The organism is Methylobacterium currus, assembly GCF_003058325.1.
In the GTDB taxonomy this organism is placed as follows: domain Bacteria; phylum Pseudomonadota; class Alphaproteobacteria; order Rhizobiales; family Beijerinckiaceae; genus Methylobacterium; species Methylobacterium currus.
Map to the genome: position 1 here is coordinate 2,000,690 of NZ_CP028843.1, position 20,650 is coordinate 2,021,339.

Below are 20,650 nucleotides of genomic sequence, written 5' to 3' on the forward strand. Positions count from 1 at the left end.
CCATGGGCATCGTCACCCCCGGCATCGTCCCGGCCACCACCCTGCTGGCCGAACCCGCCCCCGCCTGGCTCGGCCGCTGGACCGCCTTCGCGGCGGACCTGTCCTTCGCCGACCTGCCCGAGGCGGCCGTCGACCGCGCCCGCCTCGTCCTGCTCGATTCCCTCGGCGTCATCGCCGCCGGGATGCGCGAGCCGGAATGCCGGGCGCTCGCGGAGCGCCTCGCCGCCCGCCGCAGGGGCGACGCGCCGGCGATCGGCAGCGGCCTGTCGCTCGATCCCCGCGACGCCGCCCTCGTCAACGGCGCCGCCGGCACGACGCTGGAGCTCGACGAGGGCAACCAATACGCCCGCGGCCACCCCGCGATCCACGTCGTCCCCGCCGTCCTGGCTGCCGCGCAGGAGACAGGCGCCTCCGGCGCCGACCTGATCGCGGCCCTCGTCCTCGGCTACGAGATCGGCGCGCGCATCGGCATCGCCTCGAAACTGCGGGTGACGATGCACCCGCACGGCACCTGGGGCACGGTGGGGGCGGCGCTCGCCGTCGCCAGGCTCCATGGCGCCGACGCCGCCATGATCGGCCGGGCGATCGGTCTCGCCTCGTCCTTCGGCCTGAGCACCAGCCGGCGCACGATGCTGGAGGGGGCGACGGTCCGCAACACCTATGCGGGCTTCTCCAACCAGCTCGGGCTGACCGCCTGGGACCTCGCCGCAAGCGGCTTCCTGCCGGAGCGCGACGGGATCGGCGTGGTCTATGGCGGCATCCTGGCCGACGATTTCTCGGCCGAAGCGATGGTCGAGAGCTTGGGCACCCGCTGGGAGATCGCCCGCAACTACTTCAAGCGCCACGCCGCCTGCCGCTACACCCACGGCGCCCTCGACGCCCTGGCGCAGATCCGCCGGGATGCCGGGCCCCTCGATCCGGATTCGGTGCGCTCGGTCGAGGTCGCCACCTATGTCTGGGCGGCGCAGCTCGACCATCCGGCCCCCGAGACGATGCTGGCGGCGAAGTTCTCCCTGCCCTTCGCCCTCGCGGCGGCGCTCGTGCGCGGCGAGGCGAACACCGACGCCTTCCGCGACGAGGCCAGGGCCGACCGCCGCATCCTGTCCCTCGCCCGTCGGGTGATGGTGCAGGAGGATCCCACCATGACCGCGCAGCTGCCGGGTTTGCGGCCGGCCAAGGTCACGCTGACGCTGGCCGACGGTCGCAAGCTCTCGGCCCAGGCGCTGACCAACCGCGGCGACACCGAGGATCCGTACTCCGCCGACGACGTGCGGGAGAAGTTTCGCGCGCTCGCCGGGCCGGTCTGGGGGGCGGAGCGGAGCGAACAGATCGTCGCGGCGGTGGCGGGGATCGACCGGGCGGAGGGGATTGGGGAGCTGCTGGGGTTGGTTGGATAGCTCCCGGCACCCCCTCCCGGTGGTCGCGACCGACGACACGCACTCAGGATCATTCCGGGGCCGCGCAGCGGAACCCGGAATCCAGAAGCTGAGGTGGTTTTCAATCTAGCGAAACGCACTCTGCCTCGCTCTGCAAGCTCAGCGGTTCTGGATCCCGGGCTCTCGCCTGCGGCTAGCCCCGGGATGACGCGGAGATCCTTCATCGGCCAGGTATCTCGTCGAACAGAGAAAGCCTGACAGACAGCAATCGCACCAGGAAGACTGATCGTCATGTCCCTGAAGTCCCGTCTCGCCGAGGACCGTGTCCTCGTCGCTCCGGGCGTCTACGACGCCCTCACGGCCTCGATCGCCACGGATGCGGGCTTCGAGGCCCTGTACCTCTCCGGCGCGGCCATCGCCTATACGCGCCTCGGCCGGCCCGATATCGGCCTCGTCTCGATGAGCGAGGTCGCCGAGACCGTGACCCTGGTGCGTGACCGGGTGGCGACGCCCCTCGTGGTCGATGCCGACAACGGCTACGGCAACGCGCTCAACGTCGAGCGCACCGTGCGGCTGTTCGAGCGGGCCGGCGCCAGCGCGATCCAGCTCGAGGACCAGAGCTACCCGAAGCGCTGCGGCCACCTCCAGGACAAGACGCTGATCGGCCAGGCCGAGATGGTCGGCAAGATCCGCGCCGCGCTCGATGCGCGCGTGAGCGCCGAGACCCTGATCGTCGCCCGCACCGACGCGGTGGCGGTCGAGGGCTTCGAGCGGGCGATCGAGCGGGCGCAGGCCTATGCGGAGGCCGGCGCCGACGTCCTGTTCGTCGAGGCGCCGCGCTCGGCCAACCAGCTCGCCGCGGTGACGAAGGCCCTCGGGACGCAGCGCCCGCTGGTCGCCAACATGGTCGAGGGCGGCGACACCCCGCTCGCCTCGGCGGCCGATCTCGGCGCTGTGGGCTTCCGCCTGGTGATCTTCCCCGGCGGCATCGTGCGGGCGCTCGCCCGCACCGCCCAGGCCTATTACGGCTCGCTGGCCAAGGCCGGCACCAACGCGCCCTTCTCCGACCGGATGTTCGATTTCGGCGAGCTGAACGCCCTGATCGGCACCCCCGAGACGCTGGCCCGCGGCCGTGCTTACGAGGGGAGCGCTCAATGACCGCGATCGACCCCGTCACCCTGGCGGTGCTGAAGGGCCGCCTGGAGCAGATCGCCGACGAGATGGACGCGACGCTCTACCGCTCGGCCTTCAACCCGATCATCGCCGAGGCCCGCGACGCCTGCCACGGCCTCTACCACGCCAAAACCGGCGACACCCTGGTCCAGGGCACCAAGGGCCTGCCGATCTTCGTCGGCGCCATGGCCTTCGCGGTCAAGGCGGTGATCGCCAAGGTCGAGCGCGAGGGGGGACTGGAGCCCGGCGACACCTTCCTGTTCAACGATCCCTATAGCGGCGGCACCCACCTCAACGATTTCCGGCTGGTCCGTCCGGTCTTCCGGAACGGCAAGCTCTTTTGCTGGCTCGCCTCGGTCGGCCATTGGCTCGACATCGGCGGCAACGTGCCGGGGGGCTACAACCCGAAGGCCACCGAGAGCTTCCAGGAGGGCGTGCGCTTCCCGCCGGTGAAGCTCTTCTCCGCCGGGCGCCTGAACCAGGACATCGTCGACATCCTGGCCGCCAATACCCGCGTCCCGACCTCGAACTGGGGCGACCTCAACGGCCAGCTCAACGCCCTCGACCTCGGCGAGCGCCGCTTCACCGCGCTCCTCGACGAGTACGGCGACGCCACGGTGGATGCCGCCTTCGCGGCCTTCTCGGACCGGGCCGAGGCGCTGATGCGCGCCGCGATCCGCGCCCTGCCGGATGGCCGCTACAGCTTCGCGGACGTGCTCGACAATGACGGCATCGTCGACGAGCCGCTGACCATCGCCCTCGACCTCACCATCGCGGGCGACCAGATGTCGCTCGACTTCTCGCGCTCCTCGGCCCCCGCACAGGGGCCGATCAACATCTCGCACGCCACGACCGTGGCCGCCTGCTACGTCGCCCTGAAGCACGTCTTCACCGAGGTCCCGGCCAATGCCGGCTGCCTGCGGCCGATCACCTTCACGGTGCCGGAGACGACCCTGCTCGGCGCCGGCGCGCCCAAGCCCATGGCCGGCTACACCGAGACGATCCTGCGGCTGATCGGCGTCGTGCTCGGCGCCCTGGCCTCGGCGGATCCGGAGCGGGCGACCGCCGCGCCCTTCGGCACCATCAACGCGCTCTCGCTCGCCGGCCACCGGCCGGACGGCTCGCGCTGGGTGATGTTCTCGTTCTTCGGCGGGGGCCTCGGGGGCAACCCGGAGACCGACGGCCTGAGCCACGCCAACAACCCGATCTCGACCGCGACGATCCCGCCGGTGGAGATCCTGGAGGCCGCCTATCCGGTCGTCTTCACGCAATGGGCCTTGCGGCCCGACAGCGCCGGGGCCGGCGCGCATCGCGGCGGCTTGGGCGCCGTCTACGAGATCGAGACCCTGACCGACGCCGACGTGTTCCTTCTCGGCGAGCGCGGCAAGGTGGCGCCGTTCGGCGTCAAGGGCGGCCGGCCGGCGGCGCTCAACCGCTTCGCCTGGCAGACACCGGAGGGCTGGGCGAGCCCCCCGATGGTGTCGAAGGTCACCGACGTGCGGATCAGGGCCGGCGAGCGGGTCCGGCTCGAGACCCCCGGCGGCGGCGGCTTCGGCCTCCCGGCCGAGCGGAGCCTTGACGCCCTGAACCGCGACCTGCGCCTCGGCTACGTGACGCCGGAGGCCGCCGCCCGCGACTACGATCTGACGACCGGAGAGACCCGATGACCCCCCGCGCCATCGTCGGCGTCGATGTCGGCGGCACCTTCACCGACCTCTTCTACTACGACGAGGCCGCCGGCCGCTTCCAGACCGGCAAGGTCCCGTCGAACCGCGGCGACGAGGCGGTGGGCTTCCTCGCCGGCCTCAAAGGCTTCGGCCCGGTCGCGAACCTCGCCTCGATCGTCCACGGCACCACCGTCGGCACCAACGCGCTCCTGGAGCGCAAGGGCGCCCGCATCGGCCTCATCACCACCCGCGGTTTCCGCGACGTCCTGGAGATGCGCCGGCGCGACCGGCGCCACACCTGGGGCCTGTGGGGCGACTTCGTCCCGGTGGTCGACCGCGACCTGCGCCTGGAGGTGGACGAGCGGACGCTCGCCGACGGCACGATCCGCCAAGGCGTCGATCCGGAGCAGGTGGCGGAGGCGGCCCGCGCGCTCCTCGCCAACGGCGCCGAGGCCCTGGCGATCTGCTTCGTCAACGCCTACGCCAACCCGGAGAACGAGCGGGTGGCGCTGGAAGCGGCAAGCGCCGTGTGGCCGAACGCCAATGTCGAGCGCTCGTCGGGCATCCTGCCGGAGATCCGCGAGTTCGAGCGCACCTCGACCACGGTGCTCAACGCGTATCTCCAGCCGGTCGTCGGCAGCTATCTCGGCAAGCTCGACCGGGCGCTCGAATCGGAAGGCTTTTCCGGGCGCTTCCACATCGTGCAGTCGAATGGCGGCGTGATGTCGACGGCGACCGCCCGGCGGCTTCCCGTCCGCACCGCCCTCTCGGGGCCGGCCGCCGGCGTGATCGCGGCGGCGGCCATCGCCAAGGAGGCCGGCTTCCCGAACGTGATCACGGGCGACCTCGGCGGCACCTCCTTCGACGTGTCGCTGGTGGTCGAGGGCGAGACGGCGCTCGCGGCCCAGACGACGATCGATTTCGGCCTCGTCATCCGCACGCCGATGATCGAGATCAGCACGATCGGGGCCGGCGGTGGGTCGATCGCCCATGTCGATGCCGGCGGCCTGCTCCAGGTCGGGCCGGAGAGCGCAGGGTCGCGGCCGGGCCCGGTCTGCTACGGCCAAGGCAATACCCGCCCGACGCTCACCGACGCCAACGTCGTGCTCGGGCGCATCAACGCCGAGCGGCCGATCGGCGGGGCGCTCAAGCGCCTCGACGTCGAGGCCGCGAAGGCGGCGATCCAGGAGCACGTCGCCGCGCCGCTCGGCCTCGACGTGATGACGGCGGCGGAAGCGATCGTCCGCGTCGCCGACGGCAAGATGGCGGGAGCGATCCGCCTCGTCTCGATCGAGCGCGGCCACGACCCGCAGAAATTCGCCGCGGTGCCGTTCGGCGGCGGCGGGGCGCTGCATGTCGGGGCGCTGATCAAGGATGTGGGCCTGCGCGGCGCCCTGGTGCCGCGCTATCCGGGCGTCACCTCGGCGCTCGGCTGCGTCATCGCCGACATCCGGCACGACCAGGTCCAGACCCTGAACCTGTCGCTGGCGGGTCTCGACGCCGCCGCCCTCGACCGGCGGATGGTGGCGGAAGCCGAGAGCGCCCGCGCGGTCGTCGAGGCCGCCGGCCTCACGGTCTCGCGGATCGACACGGTGTTCGAGCTCGACATGCACTATGTCGGCCAGACCCATACCGTGGCGGTGGCGCTCCCCGTGACGGTCGAGAACGGCACCACCGGCGTCACCGTCGGCGTGATCCAGGCGGCGTTCGAGGCGGCCTACCGCACCTCGTTCAGCCGGCTGCTGCCGGGCCTCGGCACCCGGATCGTCAACCTGCGCACCGCGGCGATCGGCCGTCGGCCGCATTTCGACCTCGCCGCCCTGGCGCCGGGGCCGGATGCTTCGCTGGAGGCCGCCCGCCTCGGCAGCCGCCCGGTCTGGTTCAATGGCGCCTGGCACGAAGCCGCGGTCTATGCCCGCCTCGCGTTGCCGGTCGGGGCCGAGATCCCCGGTCCGGCGATCCTGGAGCAGCCGGACGCCACCACGGTGGTCGATCCCGACCTGACGGCCCGGGTCGACCGGCTCGGCAACGTCGTGGTCACCCGCACGGGAGAGCCCGCATGAGCCATGCCCCGATCCCGATCGAGCGCACCGCGCTCCTGATCTGCGACCTGCAGAACGACTTCCTGCACCCGGACGGCGCCTATGGCCGCGCCGGCCAGTCCGCCCCCGAGATCGCCGCGGTGCCGGCGCGGGTGCGGCCGCTCGCCGAGCTGATCCGGGCGAAGGGCGGGTTCATCGTCTCGACCCACTTCACGCTGGTGCCGGGCAAGGGCGGCGAGCCGCTGATCTCGCCCCACCTGCGCGAATTGCGGCCGTTCCTGAGGAAGGGCGACTTCCTGCCCGGCGCCTGGGGCCACGCCTTGGTGGACGAACTCCAGCCCGCCGACCTCTCGGTCGAGAAGGTCGCCTACTCGGCCTTCTACATGACCCGGCTCGAATGGGTCCTGCGCAAGGCGGGGATCGAGCGGCTGATCGTGTCGGGCATCGTCACCAATGGCGGCGTCGCCTCGACGGTGCGCGACGCCCATGTGCGCGACTTCTCGGTCACCGTCCTGTCGGATGGCTGCGCGGCTTTCTCGCCGGCGGTTCACCAGACTGCGATCGACGCGCTGAAGCCGGTCTGCCGGGTGGCGGATGTCGGGGAGATGCTGCGGGAGCTGTCGGCATGAGGGTCGAGCCCGCCGCCTCCGTTTCCTTCGACATCGACGTGCCAGTCGCGGTGATCGGCGCCGGGGCCGCCGGGCTGGTGGCGGCGCTCGCCGCCCACGAGGCCGGGGCCGAGGTGCTGGTGGTCGAGCGCGACCCCGTCCCGCGGGGCTCGACCGCCCTCTCGGCCGGGCTGGTCCCGGCCCCCGGCACCCGCTGGCAGCGCGAGGCCGGGCTCGACGACAGCCCCGCGCTGTTCTCCGCCGACATCATGGCGAAGGCGAAGAACGAGCCCGACCCGGCCCTCGTCGCGCGTCTCGCCGGTTCGGTGGGACCCGCCCTCGAATGGCTCGCCGACCGCCACGGCCTCCCCTTCTCGGTCATCACCGATTTCCGCTATCCGGGCCATTCGGCGAACCGCATGCACGGCCTGCCGAGCCGGTCGGGGGAGGAGCTGGTCGACCGCCTCGCCCGCGCCGTCGAGGAGGCCGGCATCCCGGTCCTCTGCGAGGCGGTCGTCGACACGCTCTACACCGAGGACGGCGCGATCCGGGGGATCGGCCTTCACCGTCCCGACGGCTCGCGCGAGCGCGTCGCCTGCCGGGCCCTGGTGCTGGCCTGCAACGGCTACGGCGGCAACAAGGCCCTGGTGGCGCAGCACGTGCCGGAGCTGTCGGGCGCGCTCTATTTCGGCCACGAGGGCAACCAGGGCGACGCGCTGCTGTGGGGCGAGACGCTGGGTGCGGCCGCCCGCCACCTCTCGGGCCACCAGGGCCACGGCTCGGTGGCGCACCCGCACGGGATCCTGATCACCTGGGCCACGGTCACCGAGGGCGGCTTCCAGGTGAACGCGGAGGGGCGGCGCTTCTCCGACGAGAGCAAGGGCTATTCCGAGCAGGCGGCCGAGGTGTTGCGCCAGCCCGGCGGCACCGCCGTGACGGTGTTCGATGAGCGCATCGCCGCGATCGCCCGTCAGTTCGAGGATTTCCGCCGCGCGGAGAGCGCCGGGGCGATCATCGCGGCCGAGACGCCGGCGGAGCTGGCGGCGCGGCTGCACCTGCCAGCGGAGGCCCTGACCGCGACTCTCGCCGAGGTTGAGGCGCTGAAGCGGGCAGGCGGACGTGACGGCTTCGGGCGCTCCTTCGCGGGCGTGCCGGCCCTCGCCGCGCCCTACCGGGCGGTGCGGGTGACCGGCGCCCTGTTCCATACCCAGGGCGGGCTCGTGGTCGACGACGACGCACGGGTGCTGACGGCGGCGGGCGCGCCGATCCCGAACCTGTTCGCGGCGGGGGGCGCCGCCTGCGGCGTGTCGGGGACGGGGCCGGGCGGATACCTGTCGGGCAACGGGCTGCTGGCGGCGGTGGCGCTCGGGCGCATCGCCGGCCAGGCGGCGGGGGCGATGACTCGCTGAAGATCATCTACCTTCGACACGCATGGCGCGGGATCCCCTCTCCCATGTGGGACAGGGGTAGGGGCGATCGAAGATCGTGCAGGGTGGGGACGGCTCAGAATAAAACCCGAACGTTGATCTGCCAGCACGACGGTCGGCGTTTACTCGAAACCGTGCCACCCTCACGCGGGATCTTCGATCTCCCGATCCCTCTTCCACACGGGAGAGGGGGACGCGCTTCACCGAAGATTTGTGCATCTCGCCGAAACATTCGACCATTCTTCTGCGGCCTCGCGAGAGCGGCGAACCCGAACCACATCCACTCACGCCCCTCTCCCCACCCCCCAACAACAAGACGGAGGACGCCTCGTGACCTCGCAACCCCGCACCCTCCTCGACAAGGTCTGGGACTCCCACGTCATGGCGACCCGGCCCGACGGCCAGGCGCTCCTCGCCATCGACCGGCACCTCCTGCACGAGGGCTCGTTCCACGCCTTCGGCATGCTCGACCATGCCGGCCGACAGATCCGCCGCCCGGAGCTGACCTTCGCGGTCGCCGACCACTACGTGCCCTCCCGCGACCGCGGCGGACCGATCCCCGATCCCGAGATCGCCAACATGGTCTCGACGCTTGCCGACAATGCCGGCCGGCACGGCATCCGGCATTTCGGCCTGGACGATCGCGCCCAGGGCATCGTCCACGTGCTGGCGCCGGAGCAGGGCCTGACGCTGCCGGGCCTCACGGTCGTCTGCGGCGATTCCCACACCTCGACCCACGGTGCCTTCGGGGCTCTCGGCTTCGGCATCGGCGCGACGGAAGTCGCGCACGTCCTGGCGACGCAGGCCCTGTGGCAGCGCCGGCCCAAGACCCTGCGGGTCGGGATCGACGGGCAGCTCGGCCCGCACGTCACCGCCAAGGACGTGATCCTGGCGATCATCGCGGTGATCGGCGCGGGCGGCGCGGTCGGGCACGTGCTCGAATATGCCGGCAGCGCGATCCGCGGCCTGTCGATGGAGGGGCGGCTCACCATCTGCAACATGTCGATCGAGGCCGGCGCCCGGGCCGGGATGATCGCCCCCGACGACACCACCTTCGCGTTCCTGGAGGATCGGCCCTACGCTCCGAAGGGCGCGCTGTTCGAGCGGGCCGTCGCCGCCTGGCGGCAATTGCCGAGCGACGAGGGCGCCCGCTTCGACCGCGAGGTCTCGCTCGATGCCGCCGCCATCGCCCCGACCGTGACCTGGGGCACCAGCCCGGAGACCGCGCTCCCCGTCACCGCGACGGTGCCGGATCCGGGTGCGGAGGCGGATGCCACCAAGGCGGGGCAGATGCGGGCGATGCTCGACTATATGGGCCTCACCCCCGGCACCCCGCTCGAATCGGTCGCGATCGACCGGGTCTTCATCGGCTCCTGCACCAACTCGCGGATCGAGGACCTTCGCGCCGCCGCGACCGTGCTGCGCGGCCAGAAGGCGGCGGTCCCGGGCCTCGTCGTGCCGGGCTCGGGCCCGGTGCGGCGCCAGGCCGAGGCCGAGGGGCTCGACCAGGTGTTTCGCGAGGCCGGCCTCGAATGGGGCGAGCCGGGCTGCTCGATGTGCGTCGGCATCAACGGCGACCTGGTGCCGGCGGGCGAGCGCTGCGCCTCGACCACCAACCGCAACTTCCCGGGCCGCCAGGGCCCGAACGCCCGCACCCACCTGATGAGCCCGGCCATGGCTGCGGCCGCCGCCGTCACCGGCCGCCTCACCGATATCCGCCGGCTCGGGAGCCGCTGACATGCAGCCCTTCACCACCCTCGAAGCCGTCGCGGTCCCCCTCGACGTCGCCAATATCGACACCGACCAGATCCTGCCGGCCCGCTTCCTCAAGAAGCCGCGCAGCGCCGGCTACGGCAACTTCCTGTTCCACGACGAGCGCCGCCGCAGCGAGGCGGTGCCGCTCGACGCCGCGCCCTACGCCGGCGCCGGCATCCTGGTGGCCGACCGCAATTTCGGCTGCGGCTCGTCGCGCGAGGGCGCGGTCTACGCCCTCGTCGACGGCGGCATCCGCTGCGTCGTCGCCCCGAGCTTCGGCGACATCTTCGCGTCGAACGCAGCCAAGAACGGGCTCCTGACGGTGACGCTGCCGGAGGAGGTCGTGGCGGGCCTGCGGACCCGCCTCAAGGCCGAGCCGGGCGCCCGCGTCACGGTCGACTTGCCGGCCCAGACCGTGACCGATCCCGACGGGGCCGCGATCCCGTTCGAGATCGACCCGTTCAAGAAGCGCTGCCTCGTCGAGGGCCTGGACGACGTGGCGCTGACGCTGGAGCACGCCGACGCCATCGCGGCCTACGAGGCGCGGGTGGCGGCGGAGGCGCCGTGGCGGGTGCCGGTGATGGGTGGATGATCGAGGTCGGCGCCGTCCCGCCGGCGAGGTCCGACGTGACGGCATGGGCGAGCGGGATGCGGATGCCGGCCTCGATCGCACAGGGTCAGCCCGGGGTCGCGCAGCGAAGCCCGGGACCCAGAACCGCAGGTTGTGCCAGCCGGGGCGGAACATGGTCCACGGTGTCATGAGATGATCACGGCGCGGATTCCCGGCCCCGTGCCGCGACACGGTCATGAAGCAGTGGATTGATGGTCAATTAGAAGTATTGCGGACGTCATTCATCGGCGAAGTTCGGTCGTGAAAGCGCGAGATCTTGCCCCATCCCTGCCTCGGCTGCCCAAACGGCACGCCGTGGAGGGAGCAACCCGCAGGCCGGCGATACCCCCCGCCCCATAGCCATGCACCCACGCGATGGCTCGCCGGTTCATCCCCTGCCCCCGCCGCCGGCCGGCGATCAGCATCTTGTGATCGACCCGCCGCCCGCTACACTCCCGGCCCGAGCCGCGACGCCATCAATCAAACAGCGGCCGGAAGAGGGAACGTCATGCTGGAATGCGCATCCGTCGCCAGGCGACGGCTCGTCCGCGCGTTGCTTGGTTCGACCATCCTGTTGGCGGCCAATGCCTCGCTCTCGACGGTTCAGGCCGCGGACCCGATCCGCATCGCGGTGATCGCGGAAGCGCAGGCGATCGCCGGGGCCGCGATCCCGCAGGCGGCCCAGCTCGCCGCCGACGAGATCAACGCCAAGGGCGGCATGGACGGCCGCAAGATCGAGATCATCACCTACGACAACAAGAGCTCGGCCGCCGATTCGGTCCGCGCCTTCCAGCGCGCGGCGAGCGAGGACAAGGCCCATGCGGTCATCGCCAGCTACATCAGCGAGGTGGTGCTGGCGCTCCAGCCCTGGTCGGCGCGGCTGAAGCTGCCCTTCATCACGCCCGGCGCGGCCTCGAACGAGATCCCGCTCAACGTCCACAAGGACTACGCCCGCAACAAGTACTCCTTCCACGGCTACCTGACCTCGAAGGCGCAGTCGCAAGCCGTCTGCGACGCCGCCAAGGCGATCCTCGTCGAGGGCCGCCAGATGAAGACCGCCGTCATCATGAGCGAGGACGCGGCGTGGACGAAGCCGCTCGACGAGGGCTACAAGGAGTGCCTGCCGAAGGTCGGCCTCAAGGTGCTCGACCACATCCGGTTCTCGCCGAGCACCACCGACTTCAACCCGATCTTCAGCCGCATCGAGGGCGCGAAGCCCGACGTGATCGTCACCGGCATCTCGCATGTCGGCGTTCAGCCGACGGTGCAGTGGCGCAGCCAGCAGGTGCCGATCCCGATGATCGGCATTGCCTCGCAGGCGACGAACGCCACCTTCTGGAAGGAGACGAACGGCGCGACGGAAGGCGTGCTGTTCGAGATGTTCGCCGCCCCCGGCACCAACGTGACGCCCAAGACCGCGCCCTTCGCCGAGGCCTTCAAGGCGAAGTACGGCAGCTACCCGGGCTACGCCGGCTACACGGCTTACGACGAGGTCTACTACATCGCCGACGCGGTGAAGCGGGCGGGCTCGACCGATCCCGACAAGCTCGTCGACGCGCTGGAGAAGACCGACTGGGAGGGCACCCTCGGGCGCATCCAGTTCTACGGCAAGGACGACGAGTTCACCCACTCGATCAAGTACGGCCCGGGCCTCGTCTCCGGCATGATGATGCAGTGGCAGGACGGCAAGCAGCTGGCGATCTGGCCGCAGACCGTGGCCAACGGGAAGATGACCTTCCCGAGCTTCATCAAGGCCGGGACGGCGGCGAACTGACACGAGACGAACCGACCCCGATCCAGCAGGCGCGGGATCCCCTCTCCCGGGTGGGAGAGGGGTAGGGGCGATCGTAGATCGCTTGAGGGTGGCGCGGCTTCCGCAATAACCTAGAATTGTCGAGCTGCGCAGCTCGACATCTGGCGGTTTATCCTGAACCCGAGTCACCCTCGCGCGATCTACGATCGCCCCAACCCCTCTCCCACTCGGGAGAGGGAAGTTCTCGTGCGCGCCTCGCCATTCCCCAAAGCGAGCTCCATGACCGCGATCCAGATCCTCATCGACGGCTTCGCCATCTCGGCGCTCTACGCGCTCGGCGCCACCGGCTTCACCCTCATCTTCGGCGTCTCGGGCGTGCTCAACCTCTCCCACGGGGCCCTCATGGTCACCGCCGCGGTGGTGGCCTGGGCGGCGTCGAGCGAGCTCGGCCTCGGCTCCTATGCGGGCGCCGTCGCGGGCATCGTCGTCTGCACGGTGCTGACGCTCGCCACCTACGGCGTCGTGGTGCGCCCCATCGACCGCTCCCGGGCGATCCCGCCGGAGGAGAAGGAGATCTTCATCCTCACCGGCACGCTCCTGTGGGGCATCATGATCCAGGAGTTCATCGCCTACCTGTTCACCAGCAACGCCAAGACGGTGATGCCGATCGTCGAGGGCGTCGTCACCATCGCGGGCGTGCGCACGCCGTGGAACCAGGTCTTCACGGCGGTCGTGTGCTGGGCGGTGATCGGGCTGCTGTGGCTGCTGGTCAACCGGACCCGCACCGGCAAGGTGCTGCTCGCGGCGTCCATGAATCCTCGCGGAGTGACGCTCCTCGGCTTCGAATTGTCGAAGATCTACGTCGCGATCTGGCTGATCTACGGCGTGCTCGCGGGCATCGCCGGCGTCCTGCTCGGCCAGTTCCTCGGCGTGTCGAGCTACAGCGTCGGCCCGCTCACCGCCAGCGCCTTCTCGATCGTGGTGCTGGGCGGCTTGGGGAGCGTCTCGGGCTCGCTGATCGCGGCCTACGTCGTCGGCTATCTCGAGACGCTCACCGCCTACCTCGTCTCCCCGGCCTACCGGACCATCCCCGCGCTGCTGCTGCTGGTGGCGGTGATGTATGTCCGCCCGCAGGGCCTGCTCGGGCGCCGCTGACGCCCGGCCTCACCTGAATCCTGAAGAGGCCTGAATGCTCGCCAAGACGTTTCGCAATCCGCTGTTCTGGCTCTGCCTGATCGGCCTCGCGCTCGCCAGCGTGCTGCCGCTCTGGGTCTCGGGCTATATCCTCGGGCTCCTCACGGTCGCGTATTATTTCGGCGTGTTCTCGATGGCCTGGGACCTGCTGTTCGGCTTCGCCGGCGAGGTCAATTTCGGCCCGACCTTCCTGATCGGTCTCGGCGCCTACACCGCCGGGATCCTCAACGGCCACGGAGTCGGCATCCCGCTCTGCCTGCTGGCCGGTACCGTCGCGGCGGTGATCGGCGGCCTCGTCCTGGCGCTGCCGGCGCTCCGGGTGCGCGGCCCGTATTTCGGCCTCACCACGGTCGTGGCGGTGCTGATCCTCCAGAACCTGATCGTCGTCTTCGCCGACACCACCGGCGGCGAGATCGGGCTGACCGTGCCCGACGTCATCAGCATCGACGCGGCGACGAACTACTGGATCGCCCTCGGCTTCATGGGGGTGAGCGGGCTCGTCCTCTACGCCATCGCGGTCTCGCCGGTCGGGCTGATCCTGCAGGCGAGCGGGCAGGACCCGGTCGAGGCCGGGGCGCTCGGCTTCAACGTCGCCAAGCACAAGCTCGCGGCGTTCTGCGTCAGCGCGGTCTTCTCCGGCCTCGCGGGGGCGTTGTTCGTCTTCTACATGGGCACCGCCTCGGTCGGCACGCTCATCGACGTCTCGGTCGGCGTCCAGGTCATCATCGGGGCGGTGCTCGGCGGCCGGCGCACCATCGTGGGCGGCGTGCTGGGCGCGGTGTTCCTGATCGCCGCCGGCGAGTTGCTGCGCCCGCTCGGCTCCCTCTCGACCTTCGTGGTCTCGGCGGCGGCGCTCGCCGTCATCCTGTTCGTGCCGGCGGGCCTCCTCGGGATCCTCACCCGTCAGGGGCGGCACGCCTGATGGTCCGCCCTCTCCTCCCGTTCCGACAAGGGTTGCGTTCATGAGTGCGGCCGGCCTCGTCCCATCTCCTTCGCCCTCCCCCGCCCCCCTGCCCTCCGGTGCGCGCCCCGCGGCGGAGGCCGGGCCGCCGCTGCTCGCGGTCGAGGGGCTGACCAAGCGCTATGGCGGCCTCGTCGCGGCCAAATCCATCGGCTTCACGGTGCGGGCCGGGGAGATCGTCGGGCTGATCGGGCCGAACGGCTCGGGCAAGTCCACGGTGATGAAGCTCATCATGGGGCTGGAGCGCCCCAATGCCGGCAGCGTGAAGCTCGACGGCACCGAGATCGCCGGCTGGCCCTCGCACCGGGTGGCGCGGGCCGGGATCGGCCTCGTCTTCCAGCATTCGCGGCCGCTGCACCGCCAGACGGTGCTGGAGAACATCAAGCTCGCGCTCCTGCCCGACAGCCTGATCCGGCTTCTCGCCGATCCGGGCGTGGAGAAGCGGGCGCGGGCCATCGCCGAGCGGGTGGGTCTCGGGGCCGTGCTGGACCGGCGCCCCGGCACCCTCCCCTTCGCCGACCTGCGCCGGATGGAGCTCGCCAAGGCGATCGCCCGCGACCCGAAGGTGGTGCTGGTCGACGAGCCCTTCGCGGGCCTCACCTCGGCGGAAGTGGCGGATTTCTCCGCCCTGATCCGCGGCTTCCGCGACGAGGGCAAGGCGGTGCTCCTCGTCGACCACAACGTGAAGAGCGTCGCCGCCCTCGTCGACCGGGTCTTCGCGATGTATCTCGGCGAGCGCGTCGCCGAGGGCTCGGCCGCCGAGGTGATGCGCAACGAGACCGTGCGGCGGGTCTATCTCGGCGGCAGCATCGAGACCGCGGCACGGCCGGAGGCGAATTTCTCCGGCGAGCCCCTGCTCAAGGTCGAGGGGCTGGACGTGCTCTACGGCAAGGCCCAGGCCCTGCGCCAGGTCGGGATCCACGTCCATGAGGGCGAGTTCGTCTCGGTGGTCGGCCTCAACGGCGCCGGCAAGACGACCCTGTTCAACGCCATCTCGGGTCTGGTGCCGCATTCCGGCCGGATCACCTTCGCGGGCGAGCCGCTGGCGAAGCGGACGCCCGCGAGCATCGCCAAGGGCGGGATCGTCCAGGTGCCGGAGACCCGCGAGCTGTTCGGCGAGATGAGCGTGCGCGAGAACCTCGATCTCGGCGGCCAGCACCTGCCCAAGGCCGAGAGCGCGCGCCAGCTCGACTGGCTGTTCGAACTCTTCCCGATCCTGAAGAGCCGCGGCGGCCAGATGGCCCGCACCCTCTCAGGGGGAGAGCAGCAGATGCTCACCATCGCCCGCGCCCTGATGATGAAGCCACGGCTCCTGATCCTCGACGAGCCGACGCTGGGCCTCGCCCCGGTGATCCTCGAGCAGCTCTCGAAGGCGCTGGAGCGACTGCGCCAGACGACGCCGATCACGGTGCTGCTGGGCGAGCAGAACGTGACCTTCGCGCTGCCCCATGCCGACCGGGTCTACGTGCTGGAGCATGCTCGCATCGTCTGGGAGGGCCCGCCCGACCGCTTCGCCGCGGAAGCCGGCACGGGATACCTATAGGTATCGAAGAAGCGGTCCGGCGAGAAGCTCGGCCGGAGAGGCGAATCGAAAGCGCTTGACTCGGGTTAAGGCAGCTGGAGACGAACGGTCGTAACCGTGCAGGACAGCCACCCCAGGAGAGAGCGGAATGTCCTGCTATTACTTTCATTTCGAGGTCGGCAGCCGTCTCATCCGGGACACCCGCGGCGTCGAGCTCGAGGAGCCGCACGAGATCATCACCTGCTCGGCCCATATCGCGGTGCTGCTGAAACGGCGCGCCTGCCGCGAGCCCGAGTGGAAGGAGGCGATCATCCATGTCGAGGACAAGGAGCGCCGCTTCAGCCTCTTCCTGCCGATCGCGCGGTTCGCGGATGCGATTCCCAGGTTGCAGGCGAACGAGACGACAGGGGGACTTGCCGAGAGCTCGACGAGTCTCGCCGGCATCCCGCTCACGGCGTCCTCCCCCGGGGCCACGCAGCGGAGCCCGGGACCCGTCACCGCTGACGCGTCAGGACGAAGCGAACCGCGATTCCCCTTGGTCGGCACGGCCAGCGGTGATGGACGCCGGAGTCTCGTCCGCGGCGAATCACGCGATGACGCGGAGGGATGACGCGGAGGATCGTAAACCAGCGCAGCGCGAGGATCACCTGACCGATCGCGCCGCCCGCCAGAGCCACCAGATCCGGCGCCAGTTCGGCACCTCGATCACGCTGGCGAGCGGGTCGTAGCCCGGCCGCTCCATCTGCGAGAGATAACCCTCGACGAGGGCGACCGGCAGGAAGGCCGGGGCGGCCACGGTCGCGATGGTCGCCCGCTCGGCCGCGTAGGCCGCGAGATGGCGGCGCACCAGCGCACGCAGGTCGGCGCAGGCGCCGAGCAGCCCCGGGCCGCCGCGCCCGGCGACGATGTCCTCGCGGGTGACGCCGTGAGCCTTGAGCATGTCGGCCGGCAGGTAGACCTGGCCGCGCCGCGCGTGCCAGGGCAGCGCCCGCAGCAGGCCCGTCACCGCGTAGGCGACGCCGGCATGGCCCGCGGCCGCGGCGCCGCCGGGCTCGGAGCCCTTCGCCAGGATCAGGCTGCCGAGGCGGATCAGGCAGGAGGCGGTCTCGCCGCAATAGCCTTCGAGGTCGCGGGTCGAGGGCATCGGGTCGTCGTAGAGGTCGAACACCCGCGCGTCGATCAGGTCGACGAGGGGCTGGCGCGGCAGGCGCGCCTTGACCAGGGTGTCGTCGAGGGCGGCGGCGACCGGGTGCGCCCGCACGTCGCCCCGCGCCTCGCCCTGGAGCGCGTCGCGCCACCATTGCAGGCGCAATTCGCCGGGCATCGGGCTCGACACGGCGTCGCGCACCCGCGCCACCTCCAGGCTGAAGGCGGCGAGCGCGAGGAGATGCGGGCGTGTCTCCGCCGGAGCGTAGAGGCTGGCATACCAGCGGTCCGGGTCGCCCTCGCGCACCAGGGCCTCGCAATGGGCGTAGGCCCAGGCCGGATCCCGCGTCTCGGGCTGGCTCATCGGATCCGGCTCACGACACCGCGATCAGGGCGGCCGCGACCTTGCGGTTCTCGGCCATCAGGATGTTGTAGGTCCGGGCCGCGGCGCCGGTCTGCATCACGTCGAGGCCGATGCCGGAGTCCTTCAGGAACCGGCGCAAGGAATCGGGCACGAACACGATCTCAAGCCCCGTGCCGAGGAGGAGAAGGTCGATCTCTCCGGCCTCGGCCACAAGGGATCCCAGGCTCTCGGGCGTGATCCCGGCCGGCTCGGTCACGTCCCAGGCGTGCACGCCGGAGGGCAGCGCCAGGATCGAGCCGCGATGCGACATCTCGGCGAAGCGAAACCCCCCGCCGCCATAGGCGTCGATCGGGTGACGGCCCGGGACGAAGCCGTCGTGCTGGCGTTCGGGAGGCGCCACTACTCGGCCGCCTGCGGCAGGGTGGAGGTGTCGCGGGCCTGCGAACGGGTCCCGCCGGCCTGCAGCCCGATATAGATCAGGAACGGGGTCGAGACGAAGATCGCCGAATAGGTGCAGATCACCACGCCGGCCAGCATCACCACCGAGAAGCCCTTGATCGCCTCGCCGCCGAACAGCACCAGGGCCAGCAGCGACAGGGCGGTTGACATCGCGGTCATCACCGTGCGCGACATGGTCGAGTTGATCGACAGGTTGAGCAATTGCTCGGTCGGCATGGTCTTGTAGCGCCGCATCAGCTCGCGGGTGCGGTCGAACACCACCACCGTCTCGTTCAGCGAGTAGCCCACGATGGTGAGGATCGCGGCGATCGAGGTCATGTTGAACTCGATCCGGGTGATCACGAACAATCCGACCGTGATGACGATGTCGTGCAGGGTGCCGACGATGGCGCCCAGCGCCAGTTCGCGCTCGAACCGGAACCACAGGTAGAGCAGCACCGCCACGACCGACAAAACGACGCCGATCGTGCCCGACTGGACCAGCTCGCCCGAGACGCGGGGGCCGACGGTCTCGACGCGGTCGAAGGCGTAATCCTTGTCGAAGGCGGCGTGAGCCTTCTGCATCACCAGGGTCTGGCCGGTCTCGCCGCCGGCCTGAAGCGGGAAGCGCACCGAGATCGAGCCCTGGCCGAGCTCCTGCACCTCGGTCTCGCCGAAGCCGAACTCGTTGGCGGTGTGGCGCACCGAGCCGACATCCGACGTCACGCCCGGCTTCGGCCGCAGCTCGACCAGGGTGCCGCCCTTGAAATCGATGCCGAAATTGAGCCCGATCTGCAGGAACAGCACCACCGTGGCGACCGAGATGAACGCCGAGAGCGGGAAGCTGAGGCGCCGCAGGCGCATGAAGTCGAAATGGGATTCGTCGGGCCAGAGGCGGAGGAGGCGCATCGTCGGTCTCGAAAAGGTGTGTCGGCGCACCCGATCGGGCGCAGCGCGGATGCGGACGGCCTCAGGGCCGGCCGCGGAAAGCCGGTCAGATCGGCAGGGTCTTGGGCCGCAGGCGCTGGTACCACAGGGCGATCATCATCCGGGTCAGGGTCACGGCGGTGATGACCGTAGTCATGATGCCGAGGATGAACACCACCGCGAAGCCGCGGACCGGCCCCGAGCCAAGGAAGAACAGGATCACCGCGGCGATGGCCATGGTGGAATTGGAATCCACGATGGTCGCGAAGGCGCGGTCGAAGCCGGCCTGGAGAGCCGAGGGGATCGAGCGGCCGGCCCGCACCTCCTCGCGCACGCGCTCGTAGATCAGCACGTTGGAATCGACCGCGGTGCCGATGGTGAGCACGATGCCGGCGATGCCCGGGAGCGTCATGGTGGCTTCCAGGACCGACATCAGGCCGAGGATCAGGCCGACATGGACGAGGAGCGCGATGTTGGCGAAGAGGCCGAACACCCCATAAGCCGCGAACATCAGCACCACGACGAGGATCGTGGCCACGATGGTGGCGGTCTTGCCGGCCTCGATCGAGTCGCGGCCGAGGCCCGGGCCGACGGTGCGGCGCTCGATCACGGTCAGCTTGGCCGGCAGGGCGCCGGCGCGCAGCAGCACCGAGAGGTCGTTGGCCTGCTGCACCGTGAACCGGCCCGAGATCTGGCCCTGGCCGCCGGTGATCGGCTGCAGGATGCGGGGCGCCGACACGACCTCGTTGTCGAGGACGATCGCCATGGCGCGGCCGACATTCTCGCTCGTCGCCTGGCCGAACTTCTGGGCGCCGCGCAGGTTGAACTTGAAGTTGACGATCGGCTCGTTCGACTTCTGATCGAATCCCGGCTGAGCATCGGTGAGGTCGGCGCCGTCGGCCATCACCCGGCGCTCCACCGGCACGCGCTGGCCGTTGGCATCCTTGGAGGGCAGCATGTCGACGTCGCCCGCGGCACTGTCGGCGAGCATGCGGAATTCGAGCTTGGCGGTCTTGCCGAGCTGCTCCTCCAGGCGGGCCGGGTCCTGCAAGCCCGGCACCTGGACCAGGATGCGGTCGGCGCCCTGCTGCTGGATCGACGGCTCGGTGGTGCCGCCGAGGTCGACACGCTTGCGCACCACCTCGATCGCCTGGGCGACCGCGCGGCGCACCCGGGCATTGAAGCCCGCATCCGTGAAGGTGAGCTGGATCAGGCCGTTCGGCTCCTCGCGCACGTCCAGGGTGCGGGCGCCGGTCTGGCCGAGGGTCGCATCGGTGACGGGCTGCGACAATCCTTGCAGCTTCGGCATCGCCTTGGCGCGGTTGGCGGCGTCACTGACGCGCAGCTGCACGCCGCGCGGCTGCAGCTGGATGCCGCCATCGGCCTGCACGCCGGCCTCGCGCAGGGCCTGACGCACGTCGTCGCGCAACCCTTGCGCCATGGTGCGGCCGAGGTCGTTGCGGTCGACCTCAAGCACGATCTGCGAGCCGCCCTGAAGGTCGAGGCCGAGCACGATGGCGCGGGTCGGCACGATCCAGGTCGGGAACCAGGACGGCAGCGAGGCGATGAAGCCCTTGCGCTGCTCGGCCGAGAAGAAGCTCGGCACGGCGAGCATCAGGCCGATCAGGATCACGGCGAGCGTCGCGACGGCCTTCGTGGTGGAGATACGGAGCATCCGCGGCGTTCC

General features: G+C 70.6%; 17 protein-coding genes. 13 read left to right on the top strand and 4 right to left on the bottom strand.

Annotated elements, in window-relative coordinates; translation table 11 throughout:
* Positions 1–2: 2 nt before the first annotated feature.
* The 13 genes from DA075_RS09365 (at position 3) to DA075_RS09425 (ending at position 16,698) form a co-directional block, all read left to right on the top strand.
* The gene (locus DA075_RS09365; RefSeq protein WP_099952966.1) at positions 3–1,397 is read left to right on the top strand and encodes an MmgE/PrpD family protein; all 1,395 of its coding nucleotides are present in this window, start codon (positions 3–5) and stop codon (positions 1,395–1,397) included.
* Between the two features lie 270 nt (positions 1,398–1,667).
* Complete coding sequence (locus DA075_RS09370; protein ID WP_099952967.1) at positions 1,668–2,534, top strand: isocitrate lyase/PEP mutase family protein; 867 nt, start codon at positions 1,668–1,670, stop codon at positions 2,532–2,534.
* Entirely contained in the window at positions 2,531–4,216 is a 1,686-nt protein-coding gene (locus DA075_RS09375; protein WP_099952968.1) for a hydantoinase B/oxoprolinase family protein, read from the top strand. Before DA075_RS09370 ends, DA075_RS09375 begins: the two co-directional genes overlap by 4 nt.
* Entirely contained in the window at positions 4,213–6,279 is a 2,067-nt protein-coding gene (locus tag DA075_RS09380; RefSeq protein ID WP_099952969.1) for a hydantoinase/oxoprolinase family protein, read from the top strand. Before DA075_RS09375 ends, DA075_RS09380 begins: the two co-directional genes overlap by 4 nt.
* Positions 6,276–6,887, top strand: coding sequence for a cysteine hydrolase family protein (locus DA075_RS09385; RefSeq protein ID WP_099952970.1), 612 nt, complete (start codon positions 6,276–6,278; stop codon positions 6,885–6,887). The genes DA075_RS09380 and DA075_RS09385 overlap by 4 nt, the downstream gene beginning before the upstream one ends.
* Positions 6,884–8,275 (top strand): FAD-dependent oxidoreductase, encoded by a 1,392-nt coding sequence (locus DA075_RS09390; RefSeq protein ID WP_099952971.1) that lies wholly within the window; start codon positions 6,884–6,886, stop codon positions 8,273–8,275. The genes DA075_RS09385 and DA075_RS09390 overlap by 4 nt, the downstream gene beginning before the upstream one ends.
* A gap of 348 nt (positions 8,276–8,623) precedes the next feature.
* Positions 8,624–10,030 carry a 3-isopropylmalate dehydratase large subunit gene (leuC, locus tag DA075_RS09395; RefSeq protein WP_099952972.1) on the top strand — a complete coding sequence of 469 codons (1,407 nt, stop codon included), beginning with the start codon at positions 8,624–8,626 and terminating at the stop codon, positions 10,028–10,030.
* A gap of 1 nt (position 10,031) precedes the next feature.
* Positions 10,032–10,640 (top strand): 3-isopropylmalate dehydratase small subunit, encoded by a 609-nt coding sequence (gene leuD, locus DA075_RS09400; RefSeq protein WP_099952973.1) that lies wholly within the window; start codon positions 10,032–10,034, stop codon positions 10,638–10,640.
* Positions 10,641–11,166: 526 nt separating this feature from the next.
* Positions 11,167–12,432 carry an ABC transporter substrate-binding protein gene (locus DA075_RS09405; RefSeq protein ID WP_099952974.1) on the top strand — a complete coding sequence of 422 codons (1,266 nt, stop codon included), beginning with the start codon at positions 11,167–11,169 and terminating at the stop codon, positions 12,430–12,432.
* 258 nt (positions 12,433–12,690) lie between these two features.
* Positions 12,691–13,566 carry a branched-chain amino acid ABC transporter permease gene (locus DA075_RS09410; protein WP_099952975.1) on the top strand — a complete coding sequence of 292 codons (876 nt, stop codon included), beginning with the start codon at positions 12,691–12,693 and terminating at the stop codon, positions 13,564–13,566.
* A 34-nt stretch (positions 13,567–13,600) separates the two neighbouring features.
* Positions 13,601–14,527 (top strand): branched-chain amino acid ABC transporter permease, encoded by a 927-nt coding sequence (locus tag DA075_RS09415; RefSeq protein WP_099952976.1) that lies wholly within the window; start codon positions 13,601–13,603, stop codon positions 14,525–14,527.
* A gap of 40 nt (positions 14,528–14,567) precedes the next feature.
* Positions 14,568–16,109 carry an ATP-binding cassette domain-containing protein gene (locus DA075_RS09420; protein ID WP_244936546.1) on the top strand — a complete coding sequence of 514 codons (1,542 nt, stop codon included), beginning with the start codon at positions 14,568–14,570 and terminating at the stop codon, positions 16,107–16,109.
* A 127-nt stretch (positions 16,110–16,236) separates the two neighbouring features.
* On the top strand, positions 16,237–16,698 hold the full coding sequence (locus DA075_RS09425; RefSeq protein ID WP_099952977.1) for a hypothetical protein: 462 nt from the start codon (positions 16,237–16,239) through the stop codon (positions 16,696–16,698).
* A gap of 33 nt (positions 16,699–16,731) precedes the next feature.
* On the opposite strand, the gene DA075_RS09430 is transcribed toward DA075_RS09425, so the two are convergent.
* The 4 genes from DA075_RS09430 to secD all read right to left on the bottom strand — a co-directional run bounded on the left by DA075_RS09430 (position 16,732) and on the right by secD (position 20,638).
* Positions 16,732–17,598: a phytoene/squalene synthase family protein gene (locus DA075_RS09430; protein ID WP_099952978.1), complete on the bottom strand. Its 867-nt coding sequence runs from the start codon at positions 17,596–17,598 to the stop codon at positions 16,732–16,734.
* A 10-nt stretch (positions 17,599–17,608) separates the two neighbouring features.
* Positions 17,609–17,998, bottom strand: a complete 390-nt coding sequence (locus DA075_RS09435; protein WP_099952979.1) for an Mth938-like domain-containing protein — start codon at positions 17,996–17,998, stop codon at positions 17,609–17,611.
* Complete coding sequence (gene secF / locus DA075_RS09440) at positions 17,998–18,945, bottom strand: protein translocase subunit SecF (protein WP_099952980.1); 948 nt, start codon at positions 18,943–18,945, stop codon at positions 17,998–18,000. Before secF ends, DA075_RS09435 begins: the two co-directional genes overlap by 1 nt.
* An 85-nt stretch (positions 18,946–19,030) precedes the next feature.
* Positions 19,031–20,638, bottom strand: coding sequence for a protein translocase subunit SecD (gene secD, locus DA075_RS09445; RefSeq protein WP_099952981.1), 1,608 nt, complete (start codon positions 20,636–20,638; stop codon positions 19,031–19,033).
* Between the last annotated feature and the right edge of the window lie 12 nt (positions 20,639–20,650).

Bases quoted from the DNA above. Each gene is read 5' to 3' on its own strand.
- DA075_RS09365 (WP_099952966.1), top strand. From the start codon at position 3: ATGGGCATCGTCACCCCCGGCATCGTCCCGGCCACCACCCTGCTGGCC.
- DA075_RS09370 (WP_099952967.1), top strand. From the start codon at position 1,668: ATGTCCCTGAAGTCCCGTCTCGCCGAGGACCGTGTCCTCGTCGCTCCG.
- DA075_RS09375 (WP_099952968.1), top strand. From the start codon at position 2,531: ATGACCGCGATCGACCCCGTCACCCTGGCGGTGCTGAAGGGCCGCCTG.
- DA075_RS09380 (WP_099952969.1), top strand. From the start codon at position 4,213: ATGACCCCCCGCGCCATCGTCGGCGTCGATGTCGGCGGCACCTTCACC.
- DA075_RS09385 (WP_099952970.1), top strand. From the start codon at position 6,276: ATGAGCCATGCCCCGATCCCGATCGAGCGCACCGCGCTCCTGATCTGC.
- DA075_RS09390 (WP_099952971.1), top strand. From the start codon at position 6,884: ATGAGGGTCGAGCCCGCCGCCTCCGTTTCCTTCGACATCGACGTGCCA.
- leuD (WP_099952973.1), top strand. From the start codon at position 10,032: ATGCAGCCCTTCACCACCCTCGAAGCCGTCGCGGTCCCCCTCGACGTC.
- DA075_RS09405 (WP_099952974.1), top strand. From the start codon at position 11,167: ATGCTGGAATGCGCATCCGTCGCCAGGCGACGGCTCGTCCGCGCGTTG.
- DA075_RS09410 (WP_099952975.1), top strand. From the start codon at position 12,691: ATGACCGCGATCCAGATCCTCATCGACGGCTTCGCCATCTCGGCGCTC.
- DA075_RS09415 (WP_099952976.1), top strand. From the start codon at position 13,601: ATGCTCGCCAAGACGTTTCGCAATCCGCTGTTCTGGCTCTGCCTGATC.
- DA075_RS09420 (WP_244936546.1), top strand. From the start codon at position 14,568: ATGAGTGCGGCCGGCCTCGTCCCATCTCCTTCGCCCTCCCCCGCCCCC.
- DA075_RS09425 (WP_099952977.1), top strand. From the start codon at position 16,237: ATGTCCTGCTATTACTTTCATTTCGAGGTCGGCAGCCGTCTCATCCGG.
- DA075_RS09430 (WP_099952978.1), bottom strand. From the start codon at position 17,598: ATGAGCCAGCCCGAGACGCGGGATCCGGCCTGGGCCTACGCCCATTGC.
- secF (WP_099952980.1), bottom strand. From the start codon at position 18,945: ATGCGCCTCCTCCGCCTCTGGCCCGACGAATCCCATTTCGACTTCATG.
- secD (WP_099952981.1), bottom strand. From the start codon at position 20,638: ATGCTCCGTATCTCCACCACGAAGGCCGTCGCGACGCTCGCCGTGATC.